This window comes from Mesorhizobium sp. YC-39 (assembly GCF_025753795.1).
Taxonomy (GTDB): domain Bacteria; phylum Pseudomonadota; class Alphaproteobacteria; order Rhizobiales; family Rhizobiaceae; genus Mesorhizobium.
This window is the reverse complement of record NZ_JAOWPS010000002.1, coordinates 54260-67436: the sequence shown is the minus strand read 5'-3', so window position 1 is coordinate 67436 and position 13177 is coordinate 54260. Positions and strand designations below refer to the sequence as shown.

13 protein-coding genes and 1 pseudogene are annotated in these 13177 nt (G+C 61.4%); 9 read left to right on the top strand and 5 right to left on the bottom strand.

The window, feature by feature from the left end; genetic code table 11:
• Window positions 1-209 precede the first annotated feature (209 nt).
• Window positions 210-539 (top strand): hypothetical protein, encoded by a 330-nt coding sequence (locus OHD62_RS09765; protein ID WP_263782411.1) that lies wholly within the window; start codon window positions 210-212, stop codon window positions 537-539.
• 113 nt (window positions 540-652) lie between these two features.
• Here OHD62_RS09765 and OHD62_RS09760 read toward each other — a convergent pair whose 3' ends face one another.
• Window positions 653-1222: a methylated-DNA--[protein]-cysteine S-methyltransferase gene (locus tag OHD62_RS09760; RefSeq protein WP_263782410.1), complete on the bottom strand. Its 570-nt coding sequence runs from the start codon at window positions 1220-1222 to the stop codon at window positions 653-655.
• Between the two features lie 168 nt (window positions 1223-1390).
• On the opposite strand from OHD62_RS09760, the gene OHD62_RS09755 reads away from it, so the two are divergent.
• Entirely contained in the window at window positions 1391-2293 is a 903-nt protein-coding gene (locus tag OHD62_RS09755; RefSeq protein ID WP_263782409.1) for a lytic transglycosylase domain-containing protein, read from the top strand.
• 5 nt (window positions 2294-2298) lie between these two features.
• Entirely contained in the window at window positions 2299-2787 is a 489-nt protein-coding gene (locus OHD62_RS09750; protein ID WP_263782408.1) for a GNAT family N-acetyltransferase, read from the top strand.
• Between the two features lie 307 nt (window positions 2788-3094).
• Here the strand turns inward: OHD62_RS09750 and OHD62_RS09745 are convergent, their stop codons facing one another.
• On the bottom strand, window positions 3095-3439 hold the full coding sequence (locus OHD62_RS09745) for a hypothetical protein (RefSeq protein WP_263782407.1): 345 nt from the start codon (window positions 3437-3439) through the stop codon (window positions 3095-3097).
• Between the two features lie 198 nt (window positions 3440-3637).
• Here OHD62_RS09745 and OHD62_RS09740 point away from each other — a divergent pair, with 198 nt between their 5' ends.
• Both OHD62_RS09740 and OHD62_RS09735 read left to right on the top strand, forming a co-directional pair.
• Window positions 3638-4057, top strand: a complete 420-nt coding sequence (locus tag OHD62_RS09740) for a lysozyme inhibitor LprI family protein (RefSeq protein ID WP_263782406.1) — start codon at window positions 3638-3640, stop codon at window positions 4055-4057.
• A 113-nt stretch (window positions 4058-4170) separates the two neighbouring features.
• On the top strand, window positions 4171-4917 hold the full coding sequence (locus tag OHD62_RS09735) for a DUF899 family protein (protein ID WP_263782405.1): 747 nt from the start codon (window positions 4171-4173) through the stop codon (window positions 4915-4917).
• A gap of 60 nt (window positions 4918-4977) precedes the next feature.
• Here the strand turns inward: OHD62_RS09735 and OHD62_RS09730 are convergent, their stop codons facing one another.
• Window positions 4978-5298 (bottom strand): DUF1476 domain-containing protein, encoded by a 321-nt coding sequence (locus OHD62_RS09730; RefSeq protein ID WP_263782404.1) that lies wholly within the window; start codon window positions 5296-5298, stop codon window positions 4978-4980.
• A 198-nt stretch (window positions 5299-5496) separates the two neighbouring features.
• On the opposite strand from OHD62_RS09730, the gene OHD62_RS09725 reads away from it, so the two are divergent.
• The 3 genes and pseudogenes from OHD62_RS09725 to OHD62_RS09715 form a co-directional block, all read left to right on the top strand.
• Window positions 5497-5886 (top strand): DUF6152 family protein, encoded by a 390-nt coding sequence (locus tag OHD62_RS09725; protein ID WP_263782403.1) that lies wholly within the window; start codon window positions 5497-5499, stop codon window positions 5884-5886.
• On the top strand, window positions 5887-6348 hold the full coding sequence (locus OHD62_RS09720; protein WP_263782402.1) for a DUF6644 family protein: 462 nt from the start codon (window positions 5887-5889) through the stop codon (window positions 6346-6348).
• 39 nt (window positions 6349-6387) lie between these two features.
• Window positions 6388-6546: pseudogene (locus OHD62_RS09715) on the top strand (RidA family protein); the annotation flags it as partial.
• Between the two features lie 75 nt (window positions 6547-6621).
• On the opposite strand, the gene OHD62_RS09710 reads toward OHD62_RS09715, so the two are convergent.
• Window positions 6622-8388 carry a hypothetical protein gene (locus tag OHD62_RS09710; protein WP_263782400.1) on the bottom strand — a complete coding sequence of 589 codons (1767 nt, stop codon included), beginning with the start codon at window positions 8386-8388 and terminating at the stop codon, window positions 6622-6624.
• Between the two features lie 210 nt (window positions 8389-8598).
• Here OHD62_RS09710 and OHD62_RS09705 point away from each other — a divergent pair, with 210 nt between their 5' ends.
• The gene (locus tag OHD62_RS09705; RefSeq protein WP_263782399.1) at window positions 8599-9558 is read left to right on the top strand and encodes a DUF4238 domain-containing protein; all 960 of its coding nucleotides are present in this window, start codon (window positions 8599-8601) and stop codon (window positions 9556-9558) included.
• 89 nt (window positions 9559-9647) lie between these two features.
• On the opposite strand, the gene carB is transcribed toward OHD62_RS09705, so the two are convergent.
• Window positions 9648-13151 carry a carbamoyl-phosphate synthase large subunit gene (carB, locus tag OHD62_RS09700; RefSeq protein ID WP_263782398.1) on the bottom strand — a complete coding sequence of 1168 codons (3504 nt, stop codon included), beginning with the start codon at window positions 13149-13151 and terminating at the stop codon, window positions 9648-9650.
• Window positions 13152-13177: the final 26 nt, after the last annotated feature.

Below are 13177 nucleotides of genomic sequence, written 5' to 3'. Positions count from 1 at the left end.
CGCGAATATCGCGAGGCCCGGATCGATCGGCCGAAATATCAATGGAACGCATATAGGCCGGTTTTGCGCAAAAAACAAGACTGCGTGAGAAAAGCGTGATCTCGTCGTCGCCCAACGGCCGCCCCAATCGCATGAAAGCGTTGAGGAATTGCGCGTCGGGAAGGGGGCAATACACTTTCGGGCGCCGGTTCGGTTTTGGGAGAGGAACGATGAAAACTGTTCTGCTTGCCGCCTGCCTGACGCTGGTGGCCGCCGAGGCGCAGGCGATCTCGCGCTATGACCCGACCCGCATGAGCTGCGGCAGGGTGCAGGCGACGATCGCCCGGCAGGGCGCGGTGATCCTGCGCTACCAGTCGACGCGCGTGCCGGGCCTGCCGCTCTACGACCGCTATGTGCGGGACGAGCGCTTCTGCAACATGGGCGAGGTGAGGGCGCGGGCCTATGTGCCCAGCGCCGATGCGAAATCCTGCCCCGTCTACACGTGCAAGCGGCCGGATTTCGACCGGCATTTCCGTCGCCGCATCCTCAGGCACAACTAAGGCATGTCGCGCAAAAGTGCGCAGCGGTTTTGCGATAACGACATGCATAAAAATGAGAACTTAAAGCGCGTCGCATGAATCCGTTCAAACGCGACGCGCTTTAAGGCGCCGGATCAGAAGCCGAACGACACTTGCGCCGGCGGCGGCGGGCCGACGCGCACGCCTTCCATCGCCAGCATCTTTTCCTTGGTGGTCGAGCCGCCGGGGGCGGAAAAACCGCCGATCTTGCCGCCGGCGGCAAGAATGCGGTGGCATGGGATGATCAGCGGCACCGGATTGGCGCCAAGTGCGGCGCCCGTTTCCCGCGCCAGCCCGGCATGGCCGGCGCGTTTGGCCAGCTCGCCATAGGTGGTGGTTTCGCCGAAGGCGAGCTTGCGGGCGGCGTCGTAGATGGCGAGGCGGAAATCATCGACGCCGGCGAGATCGACCGGCACGCCGGAGAAATCGACGTCTTCACCGGCCGCGTAGGCCTTGATCGAGGTGATCAGCTCGACGACCCATGGTGGCTGGACAGTGGAGGGCGAAACGCCGGGATGACGCAGCAGCCGGCGCTCCACCGCTTCGCGGCTGCGTTGCGGCAGGCAAAGCCGGATGAGCCCGGTTTCGCTCCAGGCAATGCCCATGAAGCCGATCACTGTTTCTAACACTGCGTGGCCGGCGGTGATCGAAGCGGGGGTTTTCATGGCATGTTCTCCAGTCAAGACGGCGAAAAACAGGTACATATCCAGAACAATATGGCACTGCGGCCTGAGTCCCGCCACCCGAAAACCACCAGCCGGCCCCGATTGCCGGGCAGGAATCGCTGGTGTAAGGGATTTCTTAACGACCGACGAACCGGACCCGAGCGCGGCTTGCCAGCAAAACTCAATCTCATCGCGATCGGCGCGGTCCTTGCGGCGGCCGGCCTGGCCGGCTGTCAGTCGACCTCACAGGTCAAGCTGGCGCCTTCCTTCGCTGAACCGGCCGCTGCCGCCGACGCAGGCTTTGCGCTGGCGCTGCCGGACACGGTTTCCGTCCTGCCCGAGCCTTCCGGCAATAAGCCGGTGCAGACGGCTGCGCTGTCGGCGGAGCCGGCCGCACCGCCGGTCGAGCCCGCCGCTGCTTTCGCCGGATCGACGCCAGGGGCCGCAGCCGTGCCTGCCGTCATGACCACCAAGGCCGGGCATGCCGCCATGACCAGCAAGGCCGGACCTGCCGGCCTGCCGGTCAACGCCGCGGCGCCGGTCTATACCACCGCCGGGCTTGTCGTGCCGGCGACCGCTGGGAAAGCCGGCATGCCCGGGGTTCAGCAGGTGGCCTATGTCGTGCCGCAGAATCCCGCCGCCCTGGCCCCTGTCGGTTCGCCCGAAATACCCGCGAGCGGACCGCGCGCCGAGATCGAGCGGCTGATCGAGAAATATGCCGCGTTCTACCAGGTGCCGGTCGACCTGGTGCGCCATGTCGTCAACCGCGAGAGCACCTTCAACCCGAAAGCCTATAATCGCGGCCATTGGGGGCTGATGCAGATCAAGCACGCGACGGCGCGCGGCATGGGCTATGACGGGCCGGCGCGCGGACTGTTCGATGCCGAGACCAATCTGAAATACGCGGTGAAATATCTGCGTGGCGCCTGGCTGGTGTCCGACGGCAACGCCAAGCGCGCCGACCGGCTCTACCAGACCGGCTATTATTACGACGCCAAGCGCAAGGGCATGCTGGAAGAAACCGGCCTCGGCCGTGACCGCAGCCGGCGTCGCCTGCAGCCCGATGCCTGAGAGCCATGCCTGAGCCGCGCCCGCCGGCGCCAAACGACATCAGGCTGCGCAAGATCCTCGACGAGACGCTGGTTCCGCCGCACTGGCCCGAAGGCTTCGTCATGCGCGGCTTCGAACCCGCCGATGCGTCGGCCTTGCACGCGCTTTTGACCGAGGTGTTCGAAGACGGCGCCGATGGGCCGTTCGACGAATGGTGGCCGCGCGTCTCGGGTGACGCGGAATTCGATCCCGCTTTGTGCTTCCTGGTCATCAACGGCAAAGGCCGGCTGGTGGGCGCGGCGTTGTGCTGGACGAGGGCTTTCGTCAAGGATCTTGCCGTTCATCCCGAGGCGCGGGGTCGCGGCATCGCCGAGGCGCTGATGTGGCACGCCTTCAGCGAATTTCGCGAGCGGGGCGCCACGCATGTCGATCTCAAGACCAATACGGTCGAGAACCCCGCCGCCGTCAGGCTCTACGAGCGGCTGGGAATGTTCGAGGTCGCCTGGGAAGGCTAGTTCTGCCTTACGCTGCGGAAAGTGCATCCTTTGTGAAGCGCTTCACATAGATCGCCAACGGCAAATGCTAACCACCCTGCCACGCCGGTCGGTCGGGGTTACGAGCGTAGAGGCATCGGAGGGGGGCTGCGCCGGCATGTGTCAGCCACACTCCACGGCGGGTCCCGAGGTTGGGGTTGCTCCCGAGGCGGGGTTTCGGGATCCGCCACCGGGTATCTTGCTGTTTCCAAGACCAAGCTGCTTTGTATATCGCTCAGATGCCATTCATCGTTCAAATATCGGGCATCGTTCAAACATCGGGCATCGTTCAAATATCGGGCGCGTTGCCGATCTTCTGCTTGAGATCGAGCGTCCAGGCGCGGCCTTCGTCGCCGCCCCATAAAAGCCAGGCGATATAGCCGGCCGACGGGTCCGCCTCATTGCCGTAGTTGCGACCCTTCTTGTCGACCTCGTGGCGGGCGAAATAGCTGACCATGCGCCGGACAGTGGAGGGCGAAAGCTTGTCCCGGTTCTTGAGCTGGGTGGCTCGTGCAACGCCAACCTCGGTGCCGCCACGGCCGAATACGCCGCGCAGCCTGAGGCCCTTGGCGGCATTGTCGGCGACTATCTGCGGGCAGCGCAGGTCGATTTCGTCATTGTCGGCTTCGCGCATGGTTTCCCCCGATAAGGACTTATAGACTGAACGAAGAATGCGGCGGGATGCATCCCGTTCCGCAACGCTATTGCTTCGCAGCCGTCGGAGCCGATCTGAAAGGAACTGTCCACCAAGGCGACAGACTGCATCTTGCCTGTGTTCGCCTCACCGTTAAGCTTTGTTACAACGGGGGCTTTCGAAAACCGGAGAAACACGATGCGGCTTTCCAGAACCGGCCTCGCCACCTTGATCCTCGCCGTTCCGCTGTTCACTAATGCGGCGCGGGCCGCCGATGATTGCGCCAACGCGCAGGACCAGGCGACCATGAACGAATGCGCCGGCAAGTCGTTCACCGCGGCTGACAAGAAGCTCAACGACGCCTACAGGCAGATCGAGGGCCGGCTGAAGGACGATGCGGCGGGCAAGAAACTGCTGGTCGATGCGCAACGGGCCTGGGTCGCCTTCCGCGATGCCGAGTGCAATTTCCAGGGCGGCCCGCGCGAAAACGCCGGCAGCATGTATCCGATGGTGGTCGCCGATTGCCAGGCGGCACTCACCAAGGACCGGGTGAGGGACTTTGAGAATTATCTCAATTGCCCGGAGGGCGAGGTGAGCTGTCCGGTGCCGGCGCAGTAGTTTTCGTCTGCATAAAATGTCGGAACCGTCCTTCGCCCTGCGTCCTTGGGAGGCAAGGCGCGTTGCCGGACCCTTGGCGCGCGTCGTCAAAATCCCGACAGATGGAGATGACGATGATCAGCTTTCCCAACGAATCCCAGGAATACCGCAGCGCCCGCGAAGAATTGCTGCGCAAGGAGATCGAGTTGCGCCGCGCCATGGAGGATGTGGCCGTCGCCCGCCGCGCGCTGCCCATGGGCGGGCTGGTGCCGCAGGATTATGTGTTCGATGGGCTTGGTCCCGACGGCAAGCCGGCGCGCATAAAGCTGTCGGAGCTGTTTGCATCAGGCAAGGACACGCTGATCATCTACAACATGATGTTTCCGCGTCATCCGCAGGAGACGCGCGACGTGGCGACCAGCGGCGGCACGGCGAAGCTCGCCCGGCCGGACCAGCCGTGCCCATCCTGCACGGCGCTGCTGGACCAGTTCGACGGCGCGGTCGGCCATCTCGAGGCGGCCGGTTTCAACTTCGCCGTGGTCGGCAAGACAGCGCTCGAAAACCTGCTGACGCTCGGCAGCGATCGCGGCTGGACGAATATGCGGCTCATCTCCTCGGCCGGCAACGACTTCAAGCGCGACTACCACGCCGAGGCCGAGGACGGCGCGCAATTGCCGCTGCTGTCGGTGTTCAGCCGCGATGCCGACGGCATCCGCCATTTCTGGTCGTCGGAACTGGACTTCGCTCCAGCCGAGCCCGGCCAGGACCCGCGCGGCATCGGCACCTGTGAGACGCTGTGGAACCTGATGGATTTTACGCCGAAGGGCAGAGCGCAGGCCTGGCAGGAACAGCTGCAGTATGGAGAGAGTTGCTGCCACTGACAGGGGCACGCGCGCAAATCGGCGTGTCGGCGCCGGGCGGAATGCCGGACCGAGCGATGCTCAGCCCGTTCTGATCTGCTCGACCGCGGTCACCAGAAGTTCGGCCATGGCGCCGCGAATCTGAGAATCCGACTGGGCGACACCGGCCGCGTCGAAATCGGCGCGCACCTTGCGGAACACATCGTCGTCGCCTGCCTCTTCGAAGTCCGAACGCACCACCTCCTTGGCATAGGCGTCGGCATCCGCACCTGACTTGCCGAGCTGTTCGGCGGCCCACAGGCCGAGCAGCTTGTTGCGGCGCGCCATGGCCTTGAACTTCGTTTCCTCGTCCATCGCAAACTTCTTTTCGAAGCCTTCCTGACGGTCTCTCATGCTGCTCATCTCTGCCTCGTTCGGTGTGAGTCCGACCTTCATCCGATGTCTGGGGAAGAGCCGCTGGTAAGACCGAGAATGGCCGGCATGGATGTCATAAGCAAGCGTTGATGCCAGATTGTCAGGCGGCACCCAGGCTCTCGATATGATTTGACGTTGCCGCGCCGTGACCTACTCTCCAAGTGGGATGAACCGAGGAGACGTGCAATGCAGTCACCTTTCAACGGGATACGGAGCGTCACGCTGGCAGCAGCGGCAATCCTTGCCGCCGGCACCGCGGCTTACGCCCATCACGGCTGGTCGTGGACTGAGGACGGGTTCTTCGAACTCCGGGGCAAGATCACGGCCATCTATATCGGCAATCCGCACGCCACGCTGGATGTCGACGCGGAGGGCGAGGCCTGGCGGGTGGAGATGGCGCCGCCATCGCGCACGATCGCCGCCGGCTTCACCGAGGAGGTCGCCAAGGTCGGCGACGAGGTGACCGCGATCGGCAACCGCTCGCTCGACGAGAAGGAAAAGCGCATGAAGGCAGTGCGCATCATCGTCGGCGGTAAGACGTATGATGTCTATCCCGACCGCGTGCCGCCGGCCTGAATGGACGGGCTGCTGGCCGGCATCGAGCAACTTGCCTTGGCGCGGTGGCTGAAGGCCTCCTTCGTCGCCTATCCCATCGTCAACGCGCTGCACATCCTGTCGATCGGCACGCTGCTGACCAGCGTCATGCTCATGGACCTCAGGATCATCGGTGCCTTCCGCTCGCTGCCGCAGGCGGCGTTCGTCGCGCTCCTGCGCCGTGTGGCACTGGTCGCGTTTGCGGGGGCGCTTGTCACCGGGGCGCTGTTGTTTTCGGTCAGGGCGAGGGAGTATGCCGCGATGCCGATTTTCCTCGCCAAGATGGGGCTCATCCTGCTCGCGGGTGTCAACTTCGTTGTCTTTATGCGCCGCGCAAGAGGTGGTGAGGACCCGGCCGGCGGGATCGCGCCCGTCTTGGCTGTGGTCTCGATGGTTCTGTGGACGTCCGCGGTTTTCGCCGGACGGTTTATTGGTTTTCTCTAACTGAGGCGAGCTTCAGCACTGGCCCTTTTAAGGCGCGAGATGGTGCGCATCTACGCCGTCAGTTCCGGTTTTTACAACGCCATCAACCGGGTCTCTGCGAAGTACTTCAGCGTGAACCCGCCGGCGCGCACCTTCGTGCCGGTGGCGTCATGGCCGATGGAGTTTGATATCGAGATCGAGTGTGTGGCGGTGACATAAAGATGCGACTTCCTTCTCGGAGAACTGCGTGCCTTAGTCACCAACAAATGCACTTCGCCCTAGGCGCCCAACCAATTAAGCGGCGGGCGTAGCTTCTTCCTGTGCGCCTGTCGCTTCTGGAATGACAGACAGCTCTGCATCTGGCAGCCGTCCAAACTTTTTCTGCCATTGGATCAACTGCCAAGTGTGCGCTCTGGCGCTGTCCAGCGGGCTTCGTGCTGCTATCACCTGGAGCGCATCGGCTGCCCGGTACATGATTTCGATAGCGATATTGGTCGGGTTTGAGACATTGAGATAGTCCGTGAGGCCTTCACGTATTTTCCTGAGTTCGTCGCCGCGATGGCTCGTGAGCACACGCACATATTCCTCTACCGGCAGTTTTGCCAATTGCGCTGCAATATCCGAATCGAATCCGGCCTCTTTCAAACCCAGGAAAAGCGCATCATTGGAGAGGTCAGGCTTCACTCCCTCTCTAGCCTTGGTCACCCTTGCAAGGATGTCTTTAGGCAGTTCCATGCCAAAGCGGAAAAGGCGCTCAACGTCAAAAGCACTTACATCGCCATCGTGCGCCTTTTCATAAAGGTCAAAAACCTTGTTCGCCTCTTCCTGGTGCCCAATCCTGCCAAACAAGTCGATGAGCTGCGACGTTGTGCCCAATGAGTAGAACTGTGCGTTGGCTTCAAAGCACTCCATAAGCTCAGCGACTAATTCCTCTCCATTGTCATCGAACGAGTTGCGATATGAATCCCACGCCTTTTCCAGCTTGGCGTTCGCCTCAGCGGACTGCTCGATTTTATTGAGTTCGGTCGCATAAACAGCCACCACCTTTGGATCGAAATACCCATTGATAATGCCGTCCATTAGGACCAGGTCAAAATCGTCGGTGTGGGTGTAGCCATATTGCCTCAATTTCGGCTCCCATTTTTCCCGCAGTCCCGCAACCTCTTCGTTCGGGGGCTGCGTCGCGAAGGGATACTCTCCAATCGCCTTTAAGAAATTCAGGGTCGGAGCCATCTCAGGCTGGTAGTTACACCATCCGAATAGCACCAGTGATTTCGTTACCGCCTTCAACACGCCAGGCTTATAATCTTTGAGCATCGGAGCTATGTCGCTTACGATGCTGTAAATCTTCCGAATGACGCGGATATTATCGATTCCGAGCAGGATAGTTTGCTCGCGAACGTCATCCGTTGGAATTGGAGTAGCTTTGAGGTTATCGAGAGCGGTCGCAGCGGATTCACTTGCGGAGGGTATGAAGCGCAGATTGAGGTCGACAACCTTTTCAAGGAATCTCTCAAACTGCGGGCGATCATCCAGTCGCTCGTCATTCAACAGGAGGGCTACCTTGCAATCGCGCTCCTCCTTAAGCTGCGAAATCAAGCCAAGGATGTCTTCGCTGCGCAGGTGCTCTCCCTTCCGTTCAAGGTCGTCTATGCAGACGAGGCGATTGCGGATGAGCATCGTCATCAGCGCCGCGCCTGCGGCATAGTAGCCATCGCCGAAGAGGCCGCTGAACTTGCCAGCGGTTTTCTTCGCCAGAGTTAGGCCGTCTTCGAAGGCAGCGCTGAGGTTGCTGGAATCGAACGGCTGACCGATACGCTCTCGCTTGATTGTCTGTGTCGCAATCTGGCGCTGCACTTCATCGATGCTGTTGAGGCCGAATAGGGACACGTAAGCATATTTCTCAAGTGCGATGCCGTCCTTGACCTTTGCAGCCTTTTTCAGCTCGTCGTCCCATGTATAGGTCTTGCCAGTTCCCCAATTGCCTCTGATGCAAAGCACGCTGGGGTCGCTACTTTTCAAAAATTCAGCGATCTTCTGCCGTACCAGATTCGTTGACATGCGAGCGACCCTCAGACTCAAAGTATCAGCGTAATTGGAATCTTGCGTGTGTCACTTCCCTGTTTGATTTAGCGCCGCGATTCAAACGGTCATACACGTAGCGGAGGAGTGGGACAGATACGGTTGTGCTAATGGGAGTTCTATGCGCAGATACTGGCGTCCTTTGCGGTTGATCCTCTTTTAATTCACAGATTTCTAGAGCTAACAAGAATGCGAGCAGGTCAACCGATCAAGCATCATTTCTTGCCAGTTTTCTACTTGAAGCGCTGGGCTCAAACTGATGGTCGGCTTGTCGAATTCAGTAAGCCTTTCGGCAATGAAGTGAAGCCTAAGCGAGTTCACCCCGAGGGCACTGGTTACATATCGAGGCTTTACGCCATTCAAGGTCTGCCCGACGAAGTAGCGCACGAGATGGAGCGCGAGTTTCTATCTCCAATCGATAGCAGGGCTGCTGATGCGCTTAATACTATGCTTGACGGTGGAGAATTCTCAACGACGCAACGGCTCGCCTGGGCGGGGTTCCTTGCCACGCTTTTGTCGCGAATGCCTTCCGATATTAAAACGCTGCACGAAAGCATCACGGAGTTATTTTCGACGATTGTCCCAGGTTTTGAGAGTATATTTCAGGCACTCAAACCCGAAAATGAGGTTCGAACCTTCGAACAAATGACTGAAGAATTGCTGGCGAAAGCTGCGCCTCGTGTAATCACGCATGCAAAAAGATTGATGTCCAACCAAAGATTGATATCTGGGTTGGCCGCAATGGAATGGTCGGTGTTGACAGTGGATAGAGCTGCCCACGAGTTACTGACTTCGGATCGGCCGGTAATCTATACGAACGTCCTGGGGCAAACAGATTCGCATGTTATAGTGCCAATCGGGCCGCGAAGAATGTTCATTGGGGTCAACGACCGAACGCTTATCGAAAGAATTAAGAGTATGGGCGAGGACAAGCTGGTTAGCGGCACAAACGCTGCTGTTGTCGGTGCTGCCGACAAGTTCGTCTACGGCAGGTCTGATAGCCAAAGCCGTTTCGTCCAAAATCGTATGGGAGAGGCTCAAGTTCCTTCGCTCATCGAGCGCATGAGGGTGTTGCAAAGGTCGCGTTCCGATGAGGTCTTAAAACTTCTACGCGAGTTGCCAATTCCAGCTCAACATGAGTCTGGGTAACTGCTGCATGAGTCTGGGTAACTGCTGCCCCTCATCTGCCAGCCAGCATCTTCTCCCCGTACAGGGACGGGGAGAAGAAAGCTAATGGCCTACGCAAAATACTCCTGCAGCGGCCTAACTTCCAAACTCCCCGCCCGCAGCGCCGCAATCGCCTCGGCCACAGCAGCCGCGCCCGACAGCGTCGTGTAATACGGCACTTTCTGCATCAGCGTCGCCCTGCGCAGCGATTTTGAGTCCGACACCGCCTTCTGGCCGTCAGTGGTGTTGAAGACGATCTGCACCTGGCGGTTGCGGATGGCGTCCTCGATATGCGGGCGGCCTTCCAGCACCTTGTTTATCTTCTCGGCGACGACGCCGTTTTCGGCGAGGAAGCGCGCGGTGCCTGAGGTGGCCATGACCTTGAAGCCCTGACCGGCGAGGCGCTTGACGGCCGGCAGGATGCCTTTCTTGTCCTCGTCGCGCACCGACACGAACAGCGTGCCCGCGCGGGGGAGATCGACACCCGCCCCGAGCTGGCTCTTGGCGAAGGCCAGCGCGAAGTCGCGGTCGAGGCCCATGACCTCGCCGGTCGAGCGCATTTCCGGGCCGAGCAATATGTCGACGCCGGGGAAGCGGGCGAAGGGGAAGACGGCTTCCTTGACCGCGATGTGACCGGGATTTCTGGGGTCTGGCATGGCGCCGTAATGGGCGAATGCGTCTTCCAGTTTCTCGCCGGCCATGATGCGGGCGGCGATCTTGGCAATGGGACGGCCGATGGTCTTGGCAACGAAGGGCACGGTGCGCGACGCGCGCGGGTTGACCTCCAGCACATAGACCGTGCCGTCCTTGATCGCATATTGCACGTTCATCAGGCCGCCGACATTGAGCGCGCGGGCGAGGGCCCCCGTCTGGCGCTCCAACTCGTCGACAAGCTCCGAAGGCAGCGAGTGCACCGGTAGCGAGCAGGCACTGTCGCCCGAGTGGATGCCGGCCTCCTCGATGTGTTCAAGAATGCCGGAGACGAAGGTCGACTTGCCGTCGCACAGGCAGTCGACATCGACCTCGATGGCGCCGGAGAGATAAGTATCGAACAGCAGCGGGTTTTTGCCCAGCAGCGTGTTGATCTGGCCGGTCTTGTCGTTGGGGTATTTCTGCTTGATGTCCTCCGGCACCAGGCCGGGCACGGTATCGAGCAGATAGGTCTGCAGCATGCCCTCGTCATGGATGATCTGCATGGCGCGGCCGCCGAGCACATAGGAGGGGCGCACCACCAGCGGGAAGCCGAGCTCGCCGGCGACGAGGCGGGCCTGCTCGACCGAATAGGCGATGCCGTTCTTCGGCTGGCTGAGGCCGAGCTTGTGCAGGAGCTTCTGGAAGCGGTCGCGGTCTTCGGCGAGATCGATCATGTCGGGCGAGGTGCCGAGGATCGGGATGCCGGCCTTCTCCAGCGCATCCGCCAGCTTCAGCGGCGTCTGGCCGCCGAACTGGACGATGACGCCGACCAGCTCGCCCGAGGCCTGCTCGGCGCGCAGGATCTCCAGCACGTCCTCCGCCGTCAGCGGCTCGAAATAGAGCCGGTCCGACGTGTCGTAATCGGTCGAGACGGTCTCCGGGTTGCAGTTGACCATGATCGCCTCGAAGCCGGCATCGCGCAGGGCGAAGGCGGCATGGCAGCAGCAATAGTCGAACTCGATGCCCTGGCCGATGCGGTTGGGGCCGCCGCCAAGGATGACGACCTTCTTGCGCGAGGACACCTGCGCCTCGTTGGCGAGCGCGCCGGCGAAGGGCACTTCATAGGTGGAGTACATGTAGGCGGTGGGCGAGGCGAACTCGGCGGCGCAGGTGTCGATGCGCTTGTAAACCGGATGAACGTCGAGCTTTTCGCGGATCTTCTGAATCTCTTCCGCGTCGGTCTTCGTCAATGAGGCGAGACGGGCATCCGAAAAACCCATCGCCTTCAACATGCGCAGATTGGCGGCGTCCTCGGGAATGCCATGCTCGCGGATGCGATCCTCCATGGCGAGGATGCCGGCGATCTGTTCGAGGAACCAGGGGTCAATCTTGCACATGGCGTGCACGTCTTCCAGCGAGGTGCCCATGCGGATCGCCTGCGCCACCATGCGCAGCCGGTCGGGCGTCGGCGTGCCGAGTGCGGCGCGAATGGCGTTGCGGTCGTCGACATGGCTGGCGGGCGCGCTGCCGTGGCCGAGGCCGGGGATCTCGATCTCGTCCAGACCCGTCAGGCCGGTTTCCAGTCCGCGCAAAGCCTTCTGCAGCGATTCCTGAAAGGTGCGGCCGATGGCCATCACTTCGCCGACCGACTTCATCGCGGTGGTCAGCACCGGCTCGGCGCCGGGGAATTTCTCGAAGGCAAAGCGCGGGATTTTCGTGACGACATAATCGATGCTCGGCTCGAACGACGCCGGCGTGGCGCCGCCGGTGATGTCGTTCTCCAACTCGTCCAGCGTGTAGCCGACGGCGAGTTTTGCCGCGATCTTGGCGATGGGGAAACCGGTCGCCTTCGAGGCCAGGGCAGAGCTGCGCGAGACGCGCGGGTTCATCTCGATCACCACCAGGCGGCCATCGGCCGGGTTGACGGCGAACTGCACATTGGAGCCGCCGGTCTCGACGCCGATCTCGCGCAGCACCGCGATCGAGGCGTTGCGCATCATCTGGTATTCTTTGTCGGTCAAGGTCAGGGCAGGGGCGACGGTGATCGAGTCGCCGGTGTGCACGCCCATCGGGTCGATGTTCTCGATCGAGCAGACGATGATGCAATTGTCCGCCTTGTCGCGGACGACCTCCATCTCATACTCCTTCCAGCCGAGCACGCTCTCCTCGATCAGCACTTCGGTGGTCGGCGAGGCGTCGAGGCCGGACTGGACGATCTCGTAGAATTCGGCGCGGTTGTAGGCGATGCCGCCGCCGGTACCGCCCATGGTGAAGGACGGGCGGATGATGGCGGGCAGGCCGACATGGTCGAGCGCCTGGGCGGCGATCGCCATGCCATGGCTGATATAGCGCTGCTTGCGGTCGCCTTCGCCGAGGTTCCAGCGCGTCTCCAGCGCGTCGAGCGCGGCGTCGAGATCGGCCGGCTTCTCGGCCTTGAGCGCGGCGCGTTCGGCCTCATGCGTCTTGCGGTCGGCGTTCTTGACGTCGGTCGCGTTGGCCAGCATCGACTTCGGCGTTTCGAGGCCGATCTTCTTCATCGCCTCGCGAAACAGCGCGCGGTCCTCGGCCTTGTCTATTGCCGTGGCGTCGGCGCCGATCATCTCGACATTGTAACGTTGGAGCACGCCCATGCGGCGCAGCGACAGCGCGGTGTTCAGCGCGGTCTGGCCGCCCATGGTCGGCAGCAGCGCGTCCGGCCGCTCCTTGGCGATGATCTTGGCCACGACTTCGGGCGTGATCGGCTCGATATAGGTGGCGTCGGCCAGTTCGGGGTCGGTCATGATGGTGGCCGGATTGGAATTGACCAGGATGACGCGGAAACCCTCTTCCTTCAGCGCCTTGCAGGCCTGGGTGCCGGAATAGTCGAACTCGCAGGCCTGACCGATGACGATGGGGCCGGCCCCGATGATCAGGATCGACTTGATGTCGGTGCGTCTTGGCATGTTTAAGAGTTCCGTCGGCGGGCGGC

Excerpts from the sequence above, each read along its gene's own strand:
- OHD62_RS09710 (WP_263782400.1), bottom strand. The coding sequence starts at position 8,388 with ATGTCAACGAATCTGGTACGGCAGAAGATCGCTGAATTTTTGAAAAGT.
- OHD62_RS09760 (WP_263782410.1), bottom strand. The coding sequence starts at position 1,222 with ATGAAAACCCCCGCTTCGATCACCGCCGGCCACGCAGTGTTAGAAACA.
- carB (WP_263782398.1), bottom strand. The coding sequence starts at position 13,151 with ATGCCAAGACGCACCGACATCAAGTCGATCCTGATCATCGGGGCCGGC.
- OHD62_RS09735 (WP_263782405.1), top strand. The coding sequence starts at position 4,171 with ATGATCAGCTTTCCCAACGAATCCCAGGAATACCGCAGCGCCCGCGAA.
- OHD62_RS09740 (WP_263782406.1), top strand. The coding sequence starts at position 3,638 with ATGCGGCTTTCCAGAACCGGCCTCGCCACCTTGATCCTCGCCGTTCCG.
- OHD62_RS09725 (WP_263782403.1), top strand. The coding sequence starts at position 5,497 with ATGCAGTCACCTTTCAACGGGATACGGAGCGTCACGCTGGCAGCAGCG.
- OHD62_RS09720 (WP_263782402.1), top strand. The coding sequence starts at position 5,887 with ATGGACGGGCTGCTGGCCGGCATCGAGCAACTTGCCTTGGCGCGGTGG.
- OHD62_RS09705 (WP_263782399.1), top strand. The coding sequence starts at position 8,599 with ATGCGAGCAGGTCAACCGATCAAGCATCATTTCTTGCCAGTTTTCTAC.
- OHD62_RS09750 (WP_263782408.1), top strand. The coding sequence starts at position 2,299 with ATGCCTGAGCCGCGCCCGCCGGCGCCAAACGACATCAGGCTGCGCAAG.
- OHD62_RS09730 (WP_263782404.1), bottom strand. The coding sequence starts at position 5,298 with ATGAGCAGCATGAGAGACCGTCAGGAAGGCTTCGAAAAGAAGTTTGCG.
- OHD62_RS09765 (WP_263782411.1), top strand. The coding sequence starts at position 210 with ATGAAAACTGTTCTGCTTGCCGCCTGCCTGACGCTGGTGGCCGCCGAG.
- OHD62_RS09745 (WP_263782407.1), bottom strand. The coding sequence starts at position 3,439 with ATGCGCGAAGCCGACAATGACGAAATCGACCTGCGCTGCCCGCAGATA.